Genomic DNA, 19,111 nt, shown 5'->3' on the forward strand with positions numbered 1-19,111 from the left:
CTTCCTTCGTCAGGCTGTGGGCTTTCCACTGCTATCCCTCACGCGAACGTTCTTAAAAGAACTTTTTTGGTTTAAACATAATCTTGTCATCCTGAGGAACGAAGGATCACACTAGTAATTCCGCACAGAACTTCTCCAATCTTTGTCGAGCCTCTAGTGTGATCCTTCGTTCCTCAGGATGACAAACTTTGCGCAAAAAATCTAAAATCTATCCCGTCCCGAGGTTTCGGGATCGGAACTAAAATCTAAAATTCTGACGTAAAACAAGAAGCCGGTAAATTCGCTTTATTGAACAAATCAGGCTGTATTGTATTTCCCCAAGCAAATCTCACTTTTGCCGGACTTACAACTTTTTTACTTGTCACAATCACCTCATTATTTTTGATTGAAGCCTCGGCTGGATAAAAGACTCCATCTGCTCCCGCTACTTCAAATTGATTTGAAATTTTATTTTTGAAATACAAGCCATCAGCATAATCAAAAGAAACTATCGCTTTGTTTTTTTCAATTTTGACTTCTTTAAAAAGCGGACCATTTACCAAATTTGAATTGACTTTATATGTTTCCGCCAAAGCCAGATTTGCCAAACGAATTCCGACTGATTTTTTATTTTTTGGATGAATATCAATTGTATCCGAAATATCAGAAGTCAGAACCATTCCGGTTTTTGAGACTTCTTTTAAAATTTTTCTTTGAGAATTTCTTACAGCAACATTAGAGAAATTATTACTGCCTGTTTTATAAGGCGCAATTTGAACGAAGTAAAAAGGAAATTCATCATTCCAAACTTTTCTCCACGAAGTAATTAAAGCCGACAATGTTTTATCATAAACCAAAGATCCAACGTTCGACTCTCCCTGATACCATAAAGTTCCCGCAATTTTAAATCCGACAATTGGATAAATCATAGCGTTGTAGGCACGTCCAGGCTGACGCGGTCCGTATTCCTGTTCGTTTAGCTTTTTAGCATTTTCCAATAAAATAGGATCATTATTTACTACTTCTTCCGGCATCCAGATTTCGGCAGGAGTTCCGCCCCAGTTGGAAGATATTAATCCGATTGGAACATTTTTTAAATCTTCACGCAAACGCTTGGCAAAGAAATAGCCAATAGCGCTGAAGTATTTCATAGTTTCTGGAGTTGATTCTGTCCAGTTTCCTAAAAGATTATTTTGTGGTGTTGTTGCAGTTAATTTCGGAACTGTAAAAAAACGAATATTAGGATCCGTTGCCTTTTTCATTTCTTCTTCACCATTATCAATTCCCCAGCTTGCCGACATTTCCATGTTCGATTGTCCCGCGCAGACCCAGACTTCGCCAATTAAAATATTTTTAAGAATGATTTCGTTATATCCTTTTATTGAAATAGTAAAAGGTCCACCCGCTTCTGGAATTTTTATATTTAGTTCCCATTGCGCCTGATTATTCGCGACAATCTTATATTCTTGATTGTTCCAGCTTGAAACCAATTTAATTTCTTCTTTAGGATTTGCCCAACCCCAAATTTTCACTTCGGAATTGCGTTGTAAAACCATATTATCGCCAAAAATATTCGGAAGAGAAACGTTTGCCATCATAGTAGTGGAAATCATCAGAAAGAAAACAAACTTAAATATATTATTTTTCATTTAGCAGCTTTTTTAAAAACGGAGCATATTGGTCAGCCATAACCTTTTGATCTTCCACATCAGGATGTCCCAAACAGCCTTTTGGTGTCATAGGCTTAAATTTGAAAATCTGAATTTCTTTGTGTGATTTATCAGAAGAAAATGCTGCTTTTACCTTGTTCAAACAATCTTCAAAAACTATTGCTCTTTCTCCATTTACCATCGGGCTGTTTGTGATAACAATCTGTGCTTTTGGATTATGCGTGTACAACATTTTAATAAAGTTGATGTAGTTTGAGACATACTTTTCTGGATTAAAAGGCAAGCGTTCTTTTTTGCCGTCTCCGCCCGAAAAATCATTAGTTCCTAAAGCGATACTGATAATATTTGGCTGAAAAGCAAAATCATATTTAGGTTTTGATGCGTCTTTTGTCAAGTATAAATTCTCATAAACTTGCGGCATTATGGCTTCGTCTTTGTTCTCGTCATTCCAATTTCTGTACATTCCGATTCCAGACACAGAACTGGTCAAATAATCTGCGCCAATTGCTCTCGAAAGCGTTGGCCCGTATGCATAATAACCATTATGATGGTCGTAATATTCGCCTTTGTCACAAGGAACTTCTGAGGGGTCGCTTGCAGCACCGCACGTAATAGAATCTCCAATAAATTCGATTTTCTTTTTCTTTTTTGATGAAATTGAAGTCAGTTTTGCGGTTGTTCCTGCAAATAAAACACCTCCCGTGTGTGCTTCTGTATCCTTATAAATTTGGAGATTATGAACTTTTTTAGTTGCAGTTGATTTTATTGGAAACGATTGTACTTCACCTTTTTCAATTCTTATTTTTCCAATATATTTTCCGTCTAAAACTAAAGAAACATAATTATGATGTGCATAAGAATCAACACTTTGAAGAAAAATATCACATTGATTTCCGGTAAAATTAAATGAAACCGAAGAAGCTGTTCCGATGAGCATAACTTTATTATTCTCAAGTTTGTCAACTCGGCCAGCATATAAAAAAGTATTGCTTTTGTTTTGAGAAACAGAAAATGCTGAAATCATCAAAAACAAAATTAAAATGGCTATTTTTTTGATAAACATAATTTATTTGTTAAAATATAAATGTGATTCACAAATATATCCGAAATAAACTATTCAAAAAGATACTAAAACATCAAAAAGTAATAAAAAAACACCACATAAATACATCAATTTTTAGGTTTTTATTCCTAATTCTTACAAAACACAAGAAACCATTCCTTTGATATTCAAAAACAACGGCCTATCTTTATAAAATTAAACCCCATTATTACTTACAAAAAATGAAATCAACCCTTTACATATTATTTTTCTCAGCTATCTTATGTTCTTCTTTCACTTGCAAAAAAGAAACCAAAACAGAGGTCTACGCCATTAACAAAACGAAAGGGCAAATTGAAAGAGATTCAATTGCTGCATATGCTAAAAACTTTTTAGGAACACCTTATGTATATGCTGGAAGCGATCCTGAAAAAGGATTTGACTGTTCTGGATTTGTCAGCTATGTTTTTCATCATTTTGATGTAAACTTGCCTAGAAGTTCAGGCGAATATAAAAATATTGGCAAAAAATTAAATCCAGAAGATTTTAAAGTTGGAGATATTTTAGTTTTTTACGGATACAAAGACAAAACAATTATTGGCCATCTCGGCATTATTTGCGAGGCCAACGGCATGCAGTCTAAATTTATTCATGCTTCTTCTGGAAAAGTAAATAGCGTAACGATTACCTCACTTGATACAGAACATTATACCAATCGTTTTTATAAATGTATTGATGTTTTGAGTAAATAGTTTTTTTTACGCAGATTTAAAGAGATTTAAGCAGAAAGTACGCAGATTTATTTATTGTGATAAACTTAAAAAAATCTAATTAAATTTACTTTAATCTGTCAAATCTGCGTGAAAATTACTGTAAGTTTTTTTTACTCTTCCGTCAATAATTTTATCAGGCTTTCATCTCTTTTATAAATGTCATTGTAGAAATTTATTTGTCCTTTTCTGTCTACCCATGCCGTAAAATATCCAATATACACTGGAACTTTCTTTTTTATTGTGTACCAGCTTTCTTTGCCGGCGTGCATCGCTTTATCAATTCGCGCTGGTGTCCAATTAGGATCTTGTTTTAATAATTCGATAGCCAATTCTCTTGGTTTTTCGACACGTACACAACCGTGGCTAAAAGCTCTGCTTTCTCTTCCAAATAAACTTTTTGCTGGCGTATCGTGCAGATAAATATTATTCGAATTCGGAAATAAAAACTTCACCAAACCAAGCGAGTTGTTTTTTCCCGGTAATTGTCGCACGGCGCCGTTATTCCATTCGAGATTTTTTTGGGCCAGATAGTTTTTATTTTTTGCCATTCCGGGTTTTATCTCTTTATTGATAATGCTTGTAGGGACATTCCAGTATGGACTAAAGACAATATTATTCATCATACCACTGAAAATAACCGTTTTAGTCATTGCTTTTCCAACAACAACTGGCGAAACAAAAGCGATTTCTCGATTTCGAATCAAGTATAATTTAAATTCCGGAATATTTACTTCAATAAATTCTTTTCCTTTTTCAAGTTCAGGATCAATCCATCGGCATCGTTCCATGTTTGCAATAATAGTTTTAATTCTGTCTGAAACCGGAATATTCATTTCAGCAATGTGCTCTGGCAGGATTTTTTCGTTTACAATATTCCCGTTGTGCAATTTAAAATCCTTAACAGCATCAATCAAAGCATCATCATAAATAGAACTTTTATTGTTTTCCTTAATTTCGCCTGTTAAAAAAAGTCTTTCTCTGATTTGTGCAATTGCAGCGGCAGAATCTCCTTTTTTAAAGCTTTTAAAATCTTCTGCTGTTTCAATATTTTTCCAGCCTCCTTTTTTCTCGATTTGTCTGTATTCATGAAGTGCATCGCGAAGTTTGTAATACTGGCTGAACATTTTGCTTTTTTTATCATCACTGATCGTTGATTTTTTATGAATCGAATCTGAAAAAACCTGATAATTTACTTTTTTTCGAGGTAAAAGCCATTCTAATGATTTAGTTGTTTTTTCATCCACTCCAGAAACTTTTTGAACATAGTAAAAGTATAAATTGGTAATCATCAAATCAGTATCCTTTTGAGATAATTTGTTTTCGGCAATTTGCTCAAAGACCGGACTAATTTTTTCATTGTAAGGAAAATTAGCTTTAAGACCTTCTTCTTCTAAATTTTTATATTTATTAAATAATGTATTGGCAAATTCGACTACGCCTTTATTGTCCAGCCATAATTGAGTCGAATTATTTTTCTTGTATAAAGCTAAAACCTCGTTTTGAAATTTATTCAGTTTTGGATAAGTAGCATAAAAATTAGAAATCTGAGTACTATCAATAAAGATTTTAAGTTCCGGCACTACTTTCTCTGCAGTTTGCTTTGCATCTTCTTTTTTTTCTGATTTAGAATTACATGAAAAAGCCAAAAAAAGAACGATAAAAGCTACGAGCGAATAGAAAATTTTCATAATAATATTTTTAATAAAAATAGAAAAGTTTTACTGAAAACAAATCTTTTACATGAAAATTAATACTGCCTTTACAATACCATTTTTAAACTGAATTTACTTTCAGTTTAACGTATAAAAAAACTCCAAATACATCACATATTTGGAGTTTTTCGCTTTATAACCAACCTTTTATTTTTAGATTACAGTTCCTTTTAAAGTAAGGATTTTTGGAGCAGTTTCAGCGCTTGTTGTAACTGTTACTGTTTTTGTAAAAGCTCCTTTATTTGCCGCATTATATGTTGCTGTTACTTTAGCAGTTTTGCCAGGCAAAATTGGCTCCTTAGTATAATCTGTTGCAGTACAACCACAAGATCCTTGAACGTTTGTAATTACAACAGCTGTTTTTCCAGTATTTTTAAATTCGTAAACAATTGCTTTTGGAGTTCCTTGTGGAATTTCTCCAACATCAACAGTTTCTACTTTCCAAACAATTGTTGAAGCTGTTGCTTCAATTTTAGAAACTAGTGTTTTTACAGGAACAATTGCTGAAAAAGACATTAAGCCTAGAGCTAAAGCTAACATCGAGATTTTAATAATTTTCATAGTTATATGTATTAATGGTTTATAGTTCGAAATTTGTATTTCAAAAGTACCTCAGATAAAATCGAATCGCTGTTAACCGCTATCAAATCTTTGTTAACGACTTGTTAATAGCTGTTTTTAAGTCTAAATTTGATTAATATTACATTTTAAAAAAGACATTTTTCTTGAAAATAAACAAACTCAACAGCATCATCCTTTTAGGATTAATCGCCATTATCAGCATATTGGTGGCGCAATTGCTGTGGACAAAAGAGGCGTTTACTTTAGAGCAAAAAAAACTGAGTCAAAAGGCGCATATTGCACTGCTTGAAGTTGCTAAAAAATTATACGAGGGCACTAATCACGAATTGCCGGCTCAAAATCCTGTTCAGAAAATTGCCAACGATTATTATATCGTAAACATTGACAATGATTTTGAACCGGATATTTTAGAATTCTATTTGAAAACAGAATTCAAAAAAATGAATATTACGACCGATTTTGAGTACGCCATGTACAATTGCCAAAGCGACGAAATGGTTTATGGAAATTACATTTCTTTATCTGAAAAAGGAAAAGCAAAAAAGACAGTTTATTTTCCAAAACATAAAAACCTGGTTTATTACTTTGCCGTTCGTTTTCCTAACGAAACTACATATTTATTCAGTTCGATGCGCTTTTGGTTCGTACTTTCGATCGCTTTAATTTTGATTTTACTGATTTACGTTTATTCCATTTTCACACTTTTACAGCAAAAGAAATATTCTGAATTACAGCGCGATTTTATTAATAATATGACCCATGAATTTAAAACACCTCTGTCTTCTATTTTGATCGCATCAAAATATTTAAGCGAACAAAACCCGATTAAGGAAGACAAAAAACTACATACGTATACCAATATTATTATAAATCAAAGTCACAAACTGAACAATCATATTGAAAAGATTCTAAATATTGCCAAATCAGATTATGCTCCTTTAGAACTAAAAAAAGAAACAGTTTTAATCGTCCCTATTATTGGAGAAACGATTGAAAATATTCAATTGAAATATCCTGAAGCCATTATTAATATTGAAACTTTATCAGCTGATTATCAAATCGAAACAGATGTTTTTCACTTTAATAATCTAGTCTATAATTTATTAGATAACGCTGTAAAATATTGTAATGAAAAACCTGAAATTCTAATTCGCATAACAGTAGAAAATCAAATTTTAAAATTAGCTTTTGTTGATAACGGAATTGGTATTTCTCCTAAAAATATTTCTTTTATATTTGATAAGTTTTACCGTGCGCAAAACGAAAAAAGCAACGAAGTAAACGGTTTTGGACTCGGCTTATATTATGTAAAAGAAATTTGCAACCTTCAGAATTGGAAAATAAAAGCCGAAAATAACCCAGAAAACGGCATCACTATAACTTTGTCAATTCCTTATAAAAAATGAAACACTTCAAAATACTTTATACCGAAGACGATGAAACTTTAGCATTTTTAACCAAAGATAATTTGGAGCAAAACCATTATGAAGTTGTGCATTGCTGTGATGGAAAACTGGGTTTAGAAACTTTTAAAAAAGACAATTTTGACATTTGTATTTTCGATATCATGATGCCAAAAATGGATGGATTTGAATTGGCTACTGAAATCAGAAAAGTGAATACTGATATTCCTATAATTTTTCTTTCTGCCAAAACTTTAAAAGAAGATAGAATTAAAGGTTTGCGATTGGGTGCCGATGATTATTTGGTAAAGCCTTTCAGTATTGAAGAATTGCTGCTGAAAATTGAAATTTTCTTAAAACGTTCGCAGAAAAATATTCCGATCGAAAAATCAGTTTACGAAATTGGAAAGTATCAATTTGATACTAACAATTTTATTCTTTTTAATGAAAACGAAAAAATAAGCCTTACGCAGCGTGAGGCCGAATTGCTGAAATTGTTTCTTGATAATAAAAATTCGGTTTTAAAAAGAGAACAAATTTTAACTTCGCTTTGGGGTACCGACGATTATTTTATGGGAAGAAGCTTAGACGTTTTTATTTCGCGTCTGCGTAAAATTTTAGCCAATGAAAAAGGAATTTCTATAGAAAATCTGCACGGAATCGGGTTTCGGTTCTCGATTGAATAAACAGCTTAAACTTTCATATCACAATCAACGTCGATTCTGTTAAAAATAAAGAAAAATCTGTAAATTAAATTTGAAAAATCTTCGTATTTTTAAGTTCTAATTTTCCACGATATGAAATTACATCATTTACGTAACGCGACTTTAGTTATTGAAACGGAGCAACATGTGATTTTAGTTGATCCGATGTTAGGAAAAAGAAAAACGATTCCGCCTTTTACCATTTTTAGATATAATCCTCACAGAAATCCATTGGTTTCTTTGCCAAAAAACAGCAGAGAAATATTGAGCAGAGTGACGCATTGCATTATAACGCATCTGCATCCGGATCATATTGACAAAGCCGGTGAAGTTTTTTTAAGACGAAAAAGCATTCCGGTAATCTGCAGTGTACAAATTGAAAAAGAATTAACAAAAAGAGGATTAAATATTACTCAAACTCTAAATTATTGGGAACCTCAGTCTTTTCTAGACGGTAAAATAACAGGAATTCCTGCCATTCATGGTTACGGTTTTATAGCAAAATTAATGGGAAATGTTATGGGATTTTTTATTGAGCTAGCCAACGAAAAATCTATTTATATAAGTTCAGATACCGTTTTCACGGAACATGTACAAAAAGTTTTGGTTGAATTTAAACCCGATATTGCAACTGTCGCCTGCGGAACTGCGAGATTAGATATTGGCCAGCCTTTATTAATGCGAATGAATGATATTTTAAAATTTACTGCACTTGCGCCGGGAAAAGTCTTCGCAAATCATTTAGAAGCTTTAAACCATTGCCCCACAACAAGAGAGCAATTAAAAAATGCATTAGCAGAAAATAATCTTTTATCAAAAACTGCGATTCCAGCTGATGGGACATTTGTGGAATATTGATTTTTCTATTTTTTAATTAATTATTATGGCTTATTTGTTATTTCACTAATAATATTATATTTGGTCTTCAAATCAATAAAAAGACATGAATAATTTTTTAAGAAAAATACATCTAATCAAAGATCTTACTATACAGTTGCCTGTTTCAAAAACAGATTTCATTCAAAAATTCAGAATGCATGTAGATGAATCTAATTTAGGGTATGTGCCTTTTGAAGTTTTTCAATCTAGTACAAATGAATACAAAGGCAATATTGAAAACAATTTTTTTGAATTAAAAAAGAGAAAAAAATTGTTTGACACTAATTATTCGTTTGCAAAAGTAACCGGGCATTTTGCTGAAGATAATAGCCAGTTAAATATAAATGCTGAAATTAATGGCTTTAAGAAAAGAATGATTCTATTTTTAGGAATAATGCTTATTTTCTATTCATTTTTTATTTTTGGTTCTCTTTTTTTTGTTGACAACAATCCTAGTCCTGCACCTTTTTTCTTCTTTCCTTTTATTTTAATTCACATGTCAGTAATGTTAGGAATTCCTTATTTTATTATTAGAAGAAGTGTAAAAAGAATGGCTTATGATTTAGAAAGAGATTTTCATTATTGGGTAACTAAAAACTAGAAAGTCTAAAAAATCTACAATACCAATAACCCAAACTCACGCAAAGTATTAATTGGTTTTGAATACCAAAACAATTCAAAATCATTTAATTCCGTTTCGAAATCTGCTTTTACTTCTTGAAAAGTATAGTTTTTTGTATTTGAAATTGTGATTTTCTTTAAAATCTCGACCAGCCATTCGCCTTCATTTTTATTGGTCTGGATGTTGAAACTTTCCTTTTTATCATGAAAAGTAAAAGTCATCATTTCCCAAGTTTGGCCTTTTTTAGATTTTGTAAAATGCTCTACAGAAGGTTTTCCTCCAAGCCAAACTACTTTTGCATTTGGTTTGGTATTAAAATCATTTTCTTCTTCGAGTGCATTAAAAATAAAATCGGGGTCAATTTTAGTCTTTGGAATCTTAAAATCGAACCAATCTTGAAGGTCATAATCGAAACAAATTCCGTGCATGAAATTAAAGAGCGATTTCTTTAATCCAAAACTAAATTTATCATGATTGATTCCGGTCGAATCTGTATAATCAATGTCGTTATTGGCAAAAGTCCCTATTGTTTCTGTTGCTTTTGTTACTCCAAATTTCTCAGGATACAAACCAACCGGACTGTGAGCCGTCATCGCAAATTGATGCCAAAAACCAGATTGCAGAATTCCGGCCTCAAACAATTGGCGAACCATTTCGAGACTGTCAACCGTTTCTTGAATGGTCTGCGTTGGATATCCGTACATTAAATAGGCGTGCACCATGATTCCGGCTTCGGTAAAATTTCGGGTAACTTTTGCTACTTGTTCAACGGTTACACCTTTCTCTATTAATTTTAATAATCGGTCAGAAGCTACTTCTAAACCGCCAGAAACGGCAATGCATCCAGAGGCTTTTAAAAGCAGGCATAAATCTTTAGAAAAACTCTTTTCAAATCGAATGTTAGTCCACCATGTTACCGCTAATTTTCGGCGTAAAATTTCTAAAGCTAAAGCACGCATCAGTGCCGGCGGTGCTGCTTCATCAACAAAATGAAAACCATTCTGCCCAGTTTGCAGCATCATTTCTTCCATTCGGTCGCAAAGTAAGTTCGCTGCAACTGGTTCGTAAACCTTTATGTAGTCTAATGAAATATCGCAGAAAGTACATTTTCCCCAATAACAGCCGTGCGCCATTGTCAGTTTGTTCCAACGTCCATCGCTCCACATTCTGTGCATAGGATTTACGATTTCGATAACCGAAATATATTTATCCAAAGGCAAATCAGAATAATCTGGCGTTCCTACATAAGCTTGTTTGTAATCGTGTTTTAGGGAATTATTTTTATAGACAACTTCTCCGTTTTGTAATAAAAAAGTTCTTTTATAAGAATTGTAATTTGGATTTTCTAAATTGAAAATTAATTCTTCTATTGGAACTTCGCCGTCATCTAAAGTAATAAAATCAAAGAATTCAAAAACACGCTTATCAGAAAGAGAACGCAATTCGGTATTCGGGAAACCGCCACCCATCGAAATTTTAATTTCAGGATGATTTTGTTTTAACCATTGTGCACATCTAAAAGCGCTGTACAAATTTCCTGGAAAGGGAACAGAGATTAAAAAGAATGTAGGTTTTACAGCTTCAATTTTTTCTTTTAAAATCGAAATTAAAATCAAATCGATATAAGTTGGTTTTTGCTGTAAAGCATCATATAATTCATCAAAAGAATTTGCACTTCGGCCAAGACGCTCTGCATATCTGCTGAAGCCAAAATTATCATCAACACATTCTACTATAAAATCTGAAATATCTTCAAGATATAAAGTGGCCAAATGCTTGGCTTTGTCTTGCGTTCCCATTGTTCCAAAAGCCCAATCCAATTCTTCTAATTGAGCAAAACGGGATGCTTCTGGTAGAAAATCTTCCTGACAAATCTGCAATGCCAATGTTGGATTTTTTCCCTGCAAAAACTGAATTACAGCATCAATAGTTTTGATGTATTCGTCTTGTAAAGCAAAAATACGTTTAGAATTATCAGAAACTTCAGCGTTTGCAACTTCAAACCTGACACTTGAAACTTGAAACAAATCAACTAATCTTTTTTTTGAAAACAATTCCAAAATCACATCAATACCTAAATCAGCCTGAACCGATTCTATATTTTTGGTATTCAGAAAACCTTTTATATACGCTGTTGCCGGATACGGAGTATTCAGTTGCGTAAATGGCGGCGTAATTACAAAAAGTTTTGTTTTCAAAGCAATATTATTTTTTGCAAAAATACGGGATATTTAGAGACTTTTCAGGAAAAGATTCAACTTGTAATTTTACTTTTCTTTTGTAGATAATTAATTACATTTGTCACTATCCAAAACCAACTTATGAAACATAAATTACTTTTTATTTTTTTGTTTTTTTCAGTATTTTGCTATTCTCAGGAAAATTGTAATAACGGAATTGATGATGATGGTGACGGTAAAATTGACTTAAATGATGAAGATTGTATTTGTAATGCTACTACTTCCATTTTAAAAAATGCTTCTTTTGAAGAAAAAACCAATTGTCCTCAGAATTATGACGATATTTCAACAGCCACTTTTTGGACAAGAGGAACAATCCCATCCCCAGATTATTTAAACAAAGACTGCTTTCTTTTTAGTACTATTTACAGCAAAAATCTTCAAAATTTTCCAGATGGTAAAGGAATTTTCAGGGCAGTATACAAAGACAATAAAAAAGAATATATCGCTACAAAATTATCAAGCCCGTTAAGTGCCGGAATAAACTATCAGTTAACATTGAATATTGCTACACTGATGAGTATCGAAACAAACAACCTAAGTAAACGTTTTGATTTTAATTTCTTAGCGCCTACTTATGTAACACTTTATGGATGTAAGAATAAAGATAATTTACCATTATATACTACTTCAGATCCAAATTCATTTGACTCATCCTGGATTGAAATTGGAAAAGTTTTATACCAACCTCAGACTACTTGGGGAGAAGTAACAATTAGTTTTACCACAAACACTGACATTAACGCAATAATGTTAGGACCCGAGAAAACATTACCTCCATCATTTAATACTGATTATGAACCTTCTTTTTTATATGATAATTTAAGATTAAATACTGCTGAAAATTTTGGGGTTACTATCGTTCAAAGCGGCAATTTCTGCAATAATGATTTAATATTAACTGCTAACCTGAATAAAACTACGACTTTAGCAGCAACTTTTCAATGGTATAGAAATGGAATTGCAATAAATGGAGCAACTAATAAATTTTATCCAATTGCTTCTGTTAAAACAAATGTAGGAGAATATGCTGTAAAAGTTACAGATGGAAATGATTGCTTCATAAGTTCAAAATTAACTATAAACAATTCAATTCTCAATCCTTCTGTAACAGTAGTTCAGCCTACGTGTCAGGATATAAATGGTTATATCAAAGTTAATGAACCCGGAATGGAATATAGTTTTGATAAAGGTTTGGCCTTCCTTGCAAATGACAATTATGTTACAAAAGATTTGGTATGGCAAACAGATGCGAACTTTGTCACAAAAGATTATGGCAAATATTATGTTCAGACCAGAACTGCTTCGGGCTGTATTTCTACACCTACGATTGTAACAATTGATCCCCCAATATTATTAGACCGCCCAACATTTTCGATTATTCAGCCAACTTGTAGCTCTGGCGGGACTATTACTATAAAAACCCCTGCGGCACAATTTAGTTTTGATAATGGTTTGACTTGGGAAAACAGTTCTACCAAAACAAATTTACCTATTGGAAATTATTTACTTAAAATAAAAAACAGCAGCGGATGCGAATCGTATTCTCAAAGTGTCTTACTTTTTAAGTCATATATTAATTCTCCAACCTATACTTTAATCCAACCTAACTGTAATCAAGGTGGCAGTATCACTATTACTAGCCCAGCATCCGAATATAGTTTTGATAATGGAGACACATGGACAACAAACCCAACGGCAACTAATTTACCTTCTGGTTATTATAATGTTAGAATTAAAGATGAATTTGGATGTGAATCGAAACCCTATTTTAATCAAATTCATTTTGATCCATTTTCTAAACAATATCCTGAAGTTAAAATTACTCAGCCCTCTACTTGTAGTAATACCGGAAGTATTATTTTTTTAAAGTCTTCACAAAAATATAGTATTGACAACGGACAAACATGGGAGGAAACACCTGCTTTTAATAATTTAAAACCGGGCAATTACGCACTAAAAACAAAAAATGAACTAGGCTGTGAATCTGAAGTCTATCCAATTAAAATAAATTTTTATTTACCTAGACCAACTTATACAACAGTAAATCCTGCATGTATGACAAACGGCAGTATTACTATTACCAGCCCCGCATCTGAATATAGTTTTGATAATGGAGACACATGGACAACAAATCCAACCGCTGCTAATTTACCTTCTGGTTATTATTATATTAAAATTAAAAATGAAATAGGCTGTGAATCTGATGTTGCATATGTCAATTTACCTGCTTTCTATCTGGATGCGCCTACATACAAAATAATAAATCCCAATTGTGAAACAGAATCAAAATGGAGTATTTCAATTACAACCCCTGCTGCATCTTATAGTTTTGACGGGGGATCAACATGGAGTACAAACCCAAATATTTCTAATTTAAATTATGGAACTTACTTCTTGAAAATAAAAAATTCTTTAGGCTGTGAGTCAAATTATGCAATTGCCAATATAAATAATGCTTATTATGTAGCACGCCCCGAATTTACAGCTGTACAACCTACTTGTGCCACTCCAGGACGTGTTACCATAACCACACCTGCTGCATTTTATAGTTTTGATGATGGAGCAACATGGAGTACAGATCCAAATTTACTTAAGTATCCTAATGGCGGCGTAAGTGGTTATCTTAGGATTAAAAATAAATCAGGCTGTGTAAGTGAAAATAATTGGTTTAGTCTTAACCTCAACTTCCTTAATACTCCTGCTTATACAATAGTACAACCAACTACTTGCGACAGTAATGCTACCGGAAGCATTACCATTACCACATCTGCTGCCTTATATAGCTTTGATGGTGGCTTAAATTGGAGTACCAACCCTACAGCTTCAAATCTTCCTATAGGATTTAAATATCAATTAAGAATAAAAAATAAAGAAGGATGTGAGTCAGGAAACCTTATAGTTCAATTCACTCCTTTTAAAATAAAAGAGGCCGAATATAAAGTTACTTATCCTAGCTGTGGTAAAGGAGGTTCTATTACAATTACGACACCAGCACCATTTTACAGTTTTGATGGTGGTGAAACTTGGGGCACAAATCCAACCGCTACAAATTTACCAGTTGGTTTTTATTATCCTAAAATAAAAAATGAATCTGGATGTATCTCAGAAACACTTTATTCTGTGAATTTCACTCAAGACTATTTATCTAATTTTAGTATACAAGTAACTCAACCTACTTGTGAATCAAAGAATAAAGGGAGTATTACAATAGATCCTCTATTTGATCAATATAGCTTTGATGATGGCAGAACCTGGAGTCAATACAACACAGCCACAAATTTATCTCCTGGTAATTATTCCATAATAGTAAAAAATAATTTAGGTTGTGAGTCCTGGTGGAGAGTTGCAACACTTTATAGTTTTTATTTACCCAGACCAAATTACACTACAACCCCTCCTGTATGTGGAACTGGGGGAAGTATTACAATAACAACTCCCGCTGCATTTTATAGTTTTGATAATGGAGAAAATTGGACCACTAATCCAACGGCTACAAATTTAGATGAAGGATCTTATGTAATAAAGACAAAAAATGAATTAGGATGTGAGTCCTATACGCAAAATATTTATATTCCGAAATTTTACCTTAATCCACCTTTATACTCATTAGTACAGCCTAATTGTGAAGCATTAGGCAGCATAACTTTCAATACAGCTGCTTCAGAATATAGTATAGATAATGGTAAAACATGGAACACCAGCGCCACTTTCTCTAATTTAACTCCTGATAATTATCTTTTAAAAATAAAAAATGCTTTGGGATGTGAATCCAATTACAGTTCAGTTTATCTTAATAATGTAAATCTTCCAGCTCAAAAACCCACTGTTTCAACTCAACAGCCAAGCAGCTGTACTTCTGCAAAAGGGAGTATTTCTGTGACTACGACTGCTTCTTTTTACAGCTTTGACAACGGACAAACATGGGGTACAAATGCTACTGCAGCAAATTTAATTTCTGGCGATTATTTTATAAAAATCAAAAACAGCAGTACAGGCTGCCCTTCTCTTGCAACTAAGGTAACTATAAACCCTCCTTTAGATGCCATTGTACCGCCAAATTACACAGTTTCTCAACCCATAAGCTGTACCAATCCTTTTGGAAGTATTAAAATTACAACGATAGCTGCAAAATATAGTTTTGACAATGGTTTAAGCTGGATAACTAATTCAGAGTCAGGAAATTTAGCAGCTGGAAAATATAAAATTAAAATTCAAAATTCGGCTGGGTGTGAATCTGAAGCGGTTTTAATTCAAATAAATGCAGCAACAGATTATCCAGTTGTTCCTACCTATAGTATTATGGAACCAAACTGTAATAATAGCCAGGGAAAAATAACTATTCTTTCTCTAGCGTCAGATTATAGTTTTGATAATGGAATAAACTGGAGCAATAATGCAACATCTTCATTTTTAAATCCTGGAGAATATTATCTAAAAACAAAAAATGCAAATGGATGTGTTTCTGAAAATGTAAAAGCAATTATAACAACTTTTATTACTTCTACACCAACTCCCGAAGTGATAAATTCTAATACATTCTGTATCCAGCAAAATGCAACTTTAAATGATATAGCAGTTACAGGTCAAAACATAAAATGGTACAATGCGCAAACTGCAGGAACACTTTTGCCAAATACAACTGCACTTCAAAATGGTATAACATATTATACTTCACAAACTATTGATGGGTGTGAAAGCTTAAGAGTTCCGATAACTATTACTATTCAAAACACCTTAGCGCCAGCGGGAGATGCAAATCAGCCTTTTTGTACAGGGCAAAATCCAACTATTACAAACATTCAAATTACAGGAACTTCCATAAAATGGTACGATTCATTAAACAATGGTTCACTATTAGCAGAAACTGCTCACCTTGTTGATGGAAAAACGTATTATGCATCTCAAACCGTGAATGATTGCGAAAGTCCTAGATTTGGAATTACAATTTCAATTGTCAATACACCTGCTGCTCCAACCGGAAACGGAAATCTGTCTTTCTGCAAAAAAGAAAATGCTACTTTAAACGACATTCAACCTTCGGAACAAAATATAAAATGGTACGATACCGGTTTTTCTGCTGCTGTTTTGCCAAATACAACCTTGTTAGAAAACAATAAAACCTATTATGCATCGCAAACTATTGGTTGTGAAAGCGACAGAACTCCATTTACAGTTCAGGTTTACGATACTGCTTTACCAACCGGAAATGCCAATCAGCAATTTTGTATTGATGAAATTGCAACTTTGGAAAATCTAAATTTAGCTGGAACTGCCATTATATGGTATGATTCAGAAACAAACGGAACTATTTTACCCGAAACAACTTTGTTGCAAAACGGAACCTATTATGCCACGCAAACACTAAACAATTGCGAAAGTGAAAGATTTGCTGTAACAGTAAAAATACAAGACACTCAAAATCCGATTGCTGATTCCCCGCAAACATTTTGTATTCAAAAAAAGGCTTCGATTAAGGATATTCAGATTACTGGACAAAATATTAAATGGTTTGAAAATAGTTCTTCTACTATTCCTATTTCAGAATCAACTCTTTTAGAAAATGGTTTTACCTATTATGCTTCGCAAAACATAAGCAATTGCGATAGTGACAGAATTCCTGTCAGCATAAACGTTCTTGAAGCCACAGAAGGCAATTGTATTAATTTTGTAGATGAGCTTCCTTTTCCAAAATTCTTTACTCCAAATAATGATGGTTACAACGACCATTGGACAATTAATTTTGCTTATCTCGCTCCAAATACCGGAATTAAAATATTTGACCGATATGGAAAGTTTATAAAAGAACTAACAATTAACAACAACACTTGGGATGGAAATTATCTGGGCTATCAGGAACCTGCATCCGATTATTGGTTTACAGCAACCCGATTAAACGGAACAGAATTTAGAGGTCATTTTAGTTTAAAGAGATAGATTTAAGCTAAAAGTCTGAGAAATTTACTTAGTATCTGCACACCGGGCATTTTACTTTCCTAAAAAATATCTAAATACTTTTTTTACTGACAAAGAAAATGGGCAACAATTTAAATTGTTGCCCATTTTATAAGGGTTCATAAATATAAATTTTAAAACTGATGTACTTTCTTAGAAATTACAAATAAAGAAATTAAAGAAATAAAAGCCGCAATTGTCAAATAAAATCCAACAAAATTTAAACCGTAAGTACTTGCGAGCCAAATGGCTATTAGCGGAGCAAAAGCAGCTCCAAGAATTCCTGCCAGATTAAAAGTTAATGATGCGCCGGAATAGCGAAGGGTGGTTGGAAATAATTCAGACAAAAAAGTTCCTAGCGGTCCGTAAGTGAATCCCATCAATGACATTCCGATACACACAAAAGTAGTTACTAAAGCAGGACTGTTTGAATTAAGAAAATACGAAAAGAAAAATCCGAATATGGCAATCAGCACAGTAGTAATAATTAGAATTTTTCGACGGCCGATTTTATCCGCAAGAACAGCTGATACGGGAATAAAAACAGCAAAAAACAATACCGAGAACAATTGCATTAACAAAGCATCTCTTTTAGTAAATCCTAAATTTGAACTTGCCCAGCTTAATGTAAATACGGTCATCAAATAAAACACTAAAAATGTTGTAATGGCTGCAAAAGTTCCAAAGATTAATTGATTTTTATAGGATTTAATAAGTGTAAAAAATGGAATTTTTACTTCTTCGTGTGCATTTTTAGAATTTTCAAATGAAGGTGTTTCGGTAATTTTTGTTCGAATATAAAAACCAACAACGACCAACAACGAACTCGCAATAAAAGGAATTCTCCATCCATAATTCATAAAATCTTCACTACTCATTGAATCGGTTAATACTAAAAAAGTTCCCCCTGAAAGCAGAAGACCTATTGGAGCACCCAATTGCGGAAACATACCATACCATGCACGTTTGTTTGGAGGTGCATTTTCTATAGCCAATAAAACTGCTCCGCCCCACTCGCCTCCTAAACCAACGCCTTGCCCAAATCGGCATAACATCAATAATAATGGAGCGGCAATGCCAATACTGGCATAACTTGGCAAAAATCCAATGGCCACTGTCGAAATACCCATTGTCAATAAAGCTGCAACTAAGGTAAATTTACGTCCAATTTTATCTCCATAATGTCCAAAAAAAGCAGAACCCAAAGGACGAGACAGAAAAGCGATAGAAAAAGTAGCTAAAGATTCTAAAGTTGCCATAGTGGAATCAGCACTAGGAAAAAATAATTGCGGAAAAACTAAAACGGCCGCATTAGCATAAATATAAAAATCAAAAAATTCAATTGTGGTTCCAATCAAAGAACCAAAAAGAACATGTCGTAGGGAATTCTTCTGGTTTGGGTTATTTTTCATGTAAAATGGATATATCTTTTTTTGGTTACAAAAATATAATTTCGTTATTAATAATTCACATTTCAAGCAATTACTTTCAGAACTGACGTGTATTTTTAACAAATTTAATGTGTTTTGTATTTCAAAAAACATTCTTCC

At 32.9% G+C, this 19,111-nt stretch carries 12 protein-coding genes; 6 read left to right on the forward strand and 6 right to left on the reverse strand.

Going from position 1 to position 19,111, the window contains the following annotated elements; genetic code table 11:
- Nucleotides 1-245 precede the first annotated feature (245 nt).
- Nucleotides 246-1,628, reverse strand: a complete 1,383-nt coding sequence (locus IRZ83_RS15140; RefSeq protein ID WP_194570014.1) for a sialate O-acetylesterase — start codon at nt 1,626-1,628, stop codon at nt 246-248.
- Nucleotides 1,618-2,712, reverse strand: a complete 1,095-nt coding sequence (locus IRZ83_RS15145; protein ID WP_194570016.1) for an SGNH/GDSL hydrolase family protein — start codon at nt 2,710-2,712, stop codon at nt 1,618-1,620. Before IRZ83_RS15145 ends, IRZ83_RS15140 begins: the two co-directional genes overlap by 11 nt.
- A 221-nt stretch (nt 2,713-2,933) precedes the next feature.
- Between IRZ83_RS15145 and IRZ83_RS15150 the strand changes: the two genes are divergently transcribed.
- Nucleotides 2,934-3,443, forward strand: coding sequence for a C40 family peptidase (locus IRZ83_RS15150; protein WP_194570018.1), 510 nt, complete (start codon nt 2,934-2,936; stop codon nt 3,441-3,443).
- A gap of 131 nt (nt 3,444-3,574) precedes the next feature.
- On the opposite strand, the gene IRZ83_RS15155 is transcribed toward IRZ83_RS15150, so the two are convergent.
- A complete protein-coding gene (locus tag IRZ83_RS15155) occupies nt 3,575-5,152 on the reverse strand; it encodes a murein L,D-transpeptidase (protein ID WP_194570020.1) in 1,578 nt (525 codons plus the stop codon).
- 177 nt (nt 5,153-5,329) lie between these two features.
- On the reverse strand, nt 5,330-5,737 hold the full coding sequence (locus tag IRZ83_RS15160; protein WP_194570022.1) for a DUF1573 domain-containing protein: 408 nt from the start codon (nt 5,735-5,737) through the stop codon (nt 5,330-5,332).
- Between the two features lie 164 nt (nt 5,738-5,901).
- On the opposite strand from IRZ83_RS15160, the gene IRZ83_RS15165 reads away from it, so the two are divergent.
- The 4 genes from IRZ83_RS15165 (at nt 5,902) to IRZ83_RS15180 (ending at nt 9,345) form a co-directional block, all read left to right on the forward strand.
- A complete protein-coding gene (locus IRZ83_RS15165) occupies nt 5,902-7,164 on the forward strand; it encodes a sensor histidine kinase (RefSeq protein WP_194570024.1) in 1,263 nt (420 codons plus the stop codon).
- Nucleotides 7,161-7,847 carry a response regulator transcription factor gene (locus IRZ83_RS15170; protein WP_029272737.1) on the forward strand — a complete coding sequence of 229 codons (687 nt, stop codon included), beginning with the start codon at nt 7,161-7,163 and terminating at the stop codon, nt 7,845-7,847. The genes IRZ83_RS15165 and IRZ83_RS15170 overlap by 4 nt, the downstream gene beginning before the upstream one ends.
- Before the next feature lie 111 nt (nt 7,848-7,958).
- The gene (locus IRZ83_RS15175; protein WP_194570025.1) at nt 7,959-8,723 is read left to right on the forward strand and encodes an MBL fold metallo-hydrolase; all 765 of its coding nucleotides are present in this window, start codon (nt 7,959-7,961) and stop codon (nt 8,721-8,723) included.
- Nucleotides 8,724-8,808: 85 nt separating this feature from the next.
- The gene (locus tag IRZ83_RS15180; protein WP_194570027.1) at nt 8,809-9,345 is read left to right on the forward strand and encodes a hypothetical protein; all 537 of its coding nucleotides are present in this window, start codon (nt 8,809-8,811) and stop codon (nt 9,343-9,345) included.
- 14 nt (nt 9,346-9,359) lie between these two features.
- Here the strand turns inward: IRZ83_RS15180 and IRZ83_RS15185 are convergent, their stop codons facing one another.
- Nucleotides 9,360-11,564, reverse strand: coding sequence for a B12-binding domain-containing radical SAM protein (locus IRZ83_RS15185; protein ID WP_194570029.1), 2,205 nt, complete (start codon nt 11,562-11,564; stop codon nt 9,360-9,362).
- A gap of 123 nt (nt 11,565-11,687) precedes the next feature.
- Between IRZ83_RS15185 and IRZ83_RS15190 the strand changes: the two genes are divergently transcribed.
- Nucleotides 11,688-17,543 carry a T9SS type B sorting domain-containing protein gene (locus IRZ83_RS15190; RefSeq protein WP_194570031.1) on the forward strand — a complete coding sequence of 1,952 codons (5,856 nt, stop codon included), beginning with the start codon at nt 11,688-11,690 and terminating at the stop codon, nt 17,541-17,543.
- A gap of 152 nt (nt 17,544-17,695) precedes the next feature.
- Here IRZ83_RS15190 and IRZ83_RS15195 read toward each other — a convergent pair whose 3' ends face one another.
- Nucleotides 17,696-18,973: an MFS transporter gene (locus IRZ83_RS15195; protein WP_194570033.1), complete on the reverse strand. Its 1,278-nt coding sequence runs from the start codon at nt 18,971-18,973 to the stop codon at nt 17,696-17,698.
- Nucleotides 18,974-19,111 lie beyond the last annotated feature (138 nt).

The organism is Flavobacterium sp. JLP (genome assembly GCF_015350755.1).
In the GTDB taxonomy this organism is placed as follows: domain Bacteria; phylum Bacteroidota; class Bacteroidia; order Flavobacteriales; family Flavobacteriaceae; genus Flavobacterium.

Excerpts from the sequence above, each read along its gene's own strand:
- IRZ83_RS15140 (WP_194570014.1), bottom strand. The coding sequence starts at position 1,628 with ATGAAAAATAATATATTTAAGTTTGTTTTCTTTCTGATGATTTCCACT.
- IRZ83_RS15180 (WP_194570027.1), top strand. The coding sequence starts at position 8,809 with ATGAATAATTTTTTAAGAAAAATACATCTAATCAAAGATCTTACTATA.
- IRZ83_RS15190 (WP_194570031.1), top strand. The coding sequence starts at position 11,688 with ATGAAACATAAATTACTTTTTATTTTTTTGTTTTTTTCAGTATTTTGC.
- IRZ83_RS15145 (WP_194570016.1), bottom strand. The coding sequence starts at position 2,712 with ATGTTTATCAAAAAAATAGCCATTTTAATTTTGTTTTTGATGATTTCA.
- IRZ83_RS15160 (WP_194570022.1), bottom strand. The coding sequence starts at position 5,737 with ATGAAAATTATTAAAATCTCGATGTTAGCTTTAGCTCTAGGCTTAATG.
- IRZ83_RS15155 (WP_194570020.1), bottom strand. The coding sequence starts at position 5,152 with ATGAAAATTTTCTATTCGCTCGTAGCTTTTATCGTTCTTTTTTTGGCT.
- IRZ83_RS15170 (WP_029272737.1), top strand. The coding sequence starts at position 7,161 with ATGAAACACTTCAAAATACTTTATACCGAAGACGATGAAACTTTAGCA.
- IRZ83_RS15150 (WP_194570018.1), top strand. The coding sequence starts at position 2,934 with ATGAAATCAACCCTTTACATATTATTTTTCTCAGCTATCTTATGTTCT.
- IRZ83_RS15175 (WP_194570025.1), top strand. The coding sequence starts at position 7,959 with ATGAAATTACATCATTTACGTAACGCGACTTTAGTTATTGAAACGGAG.
- IRZ83_RS15195 (WP_194570033.1), bottom strand. The coding sequence starts at position 18,973 with ATGAAAAATAACCCAAACCAGAAGAATTCCCTACGACATGTTCTTTTT.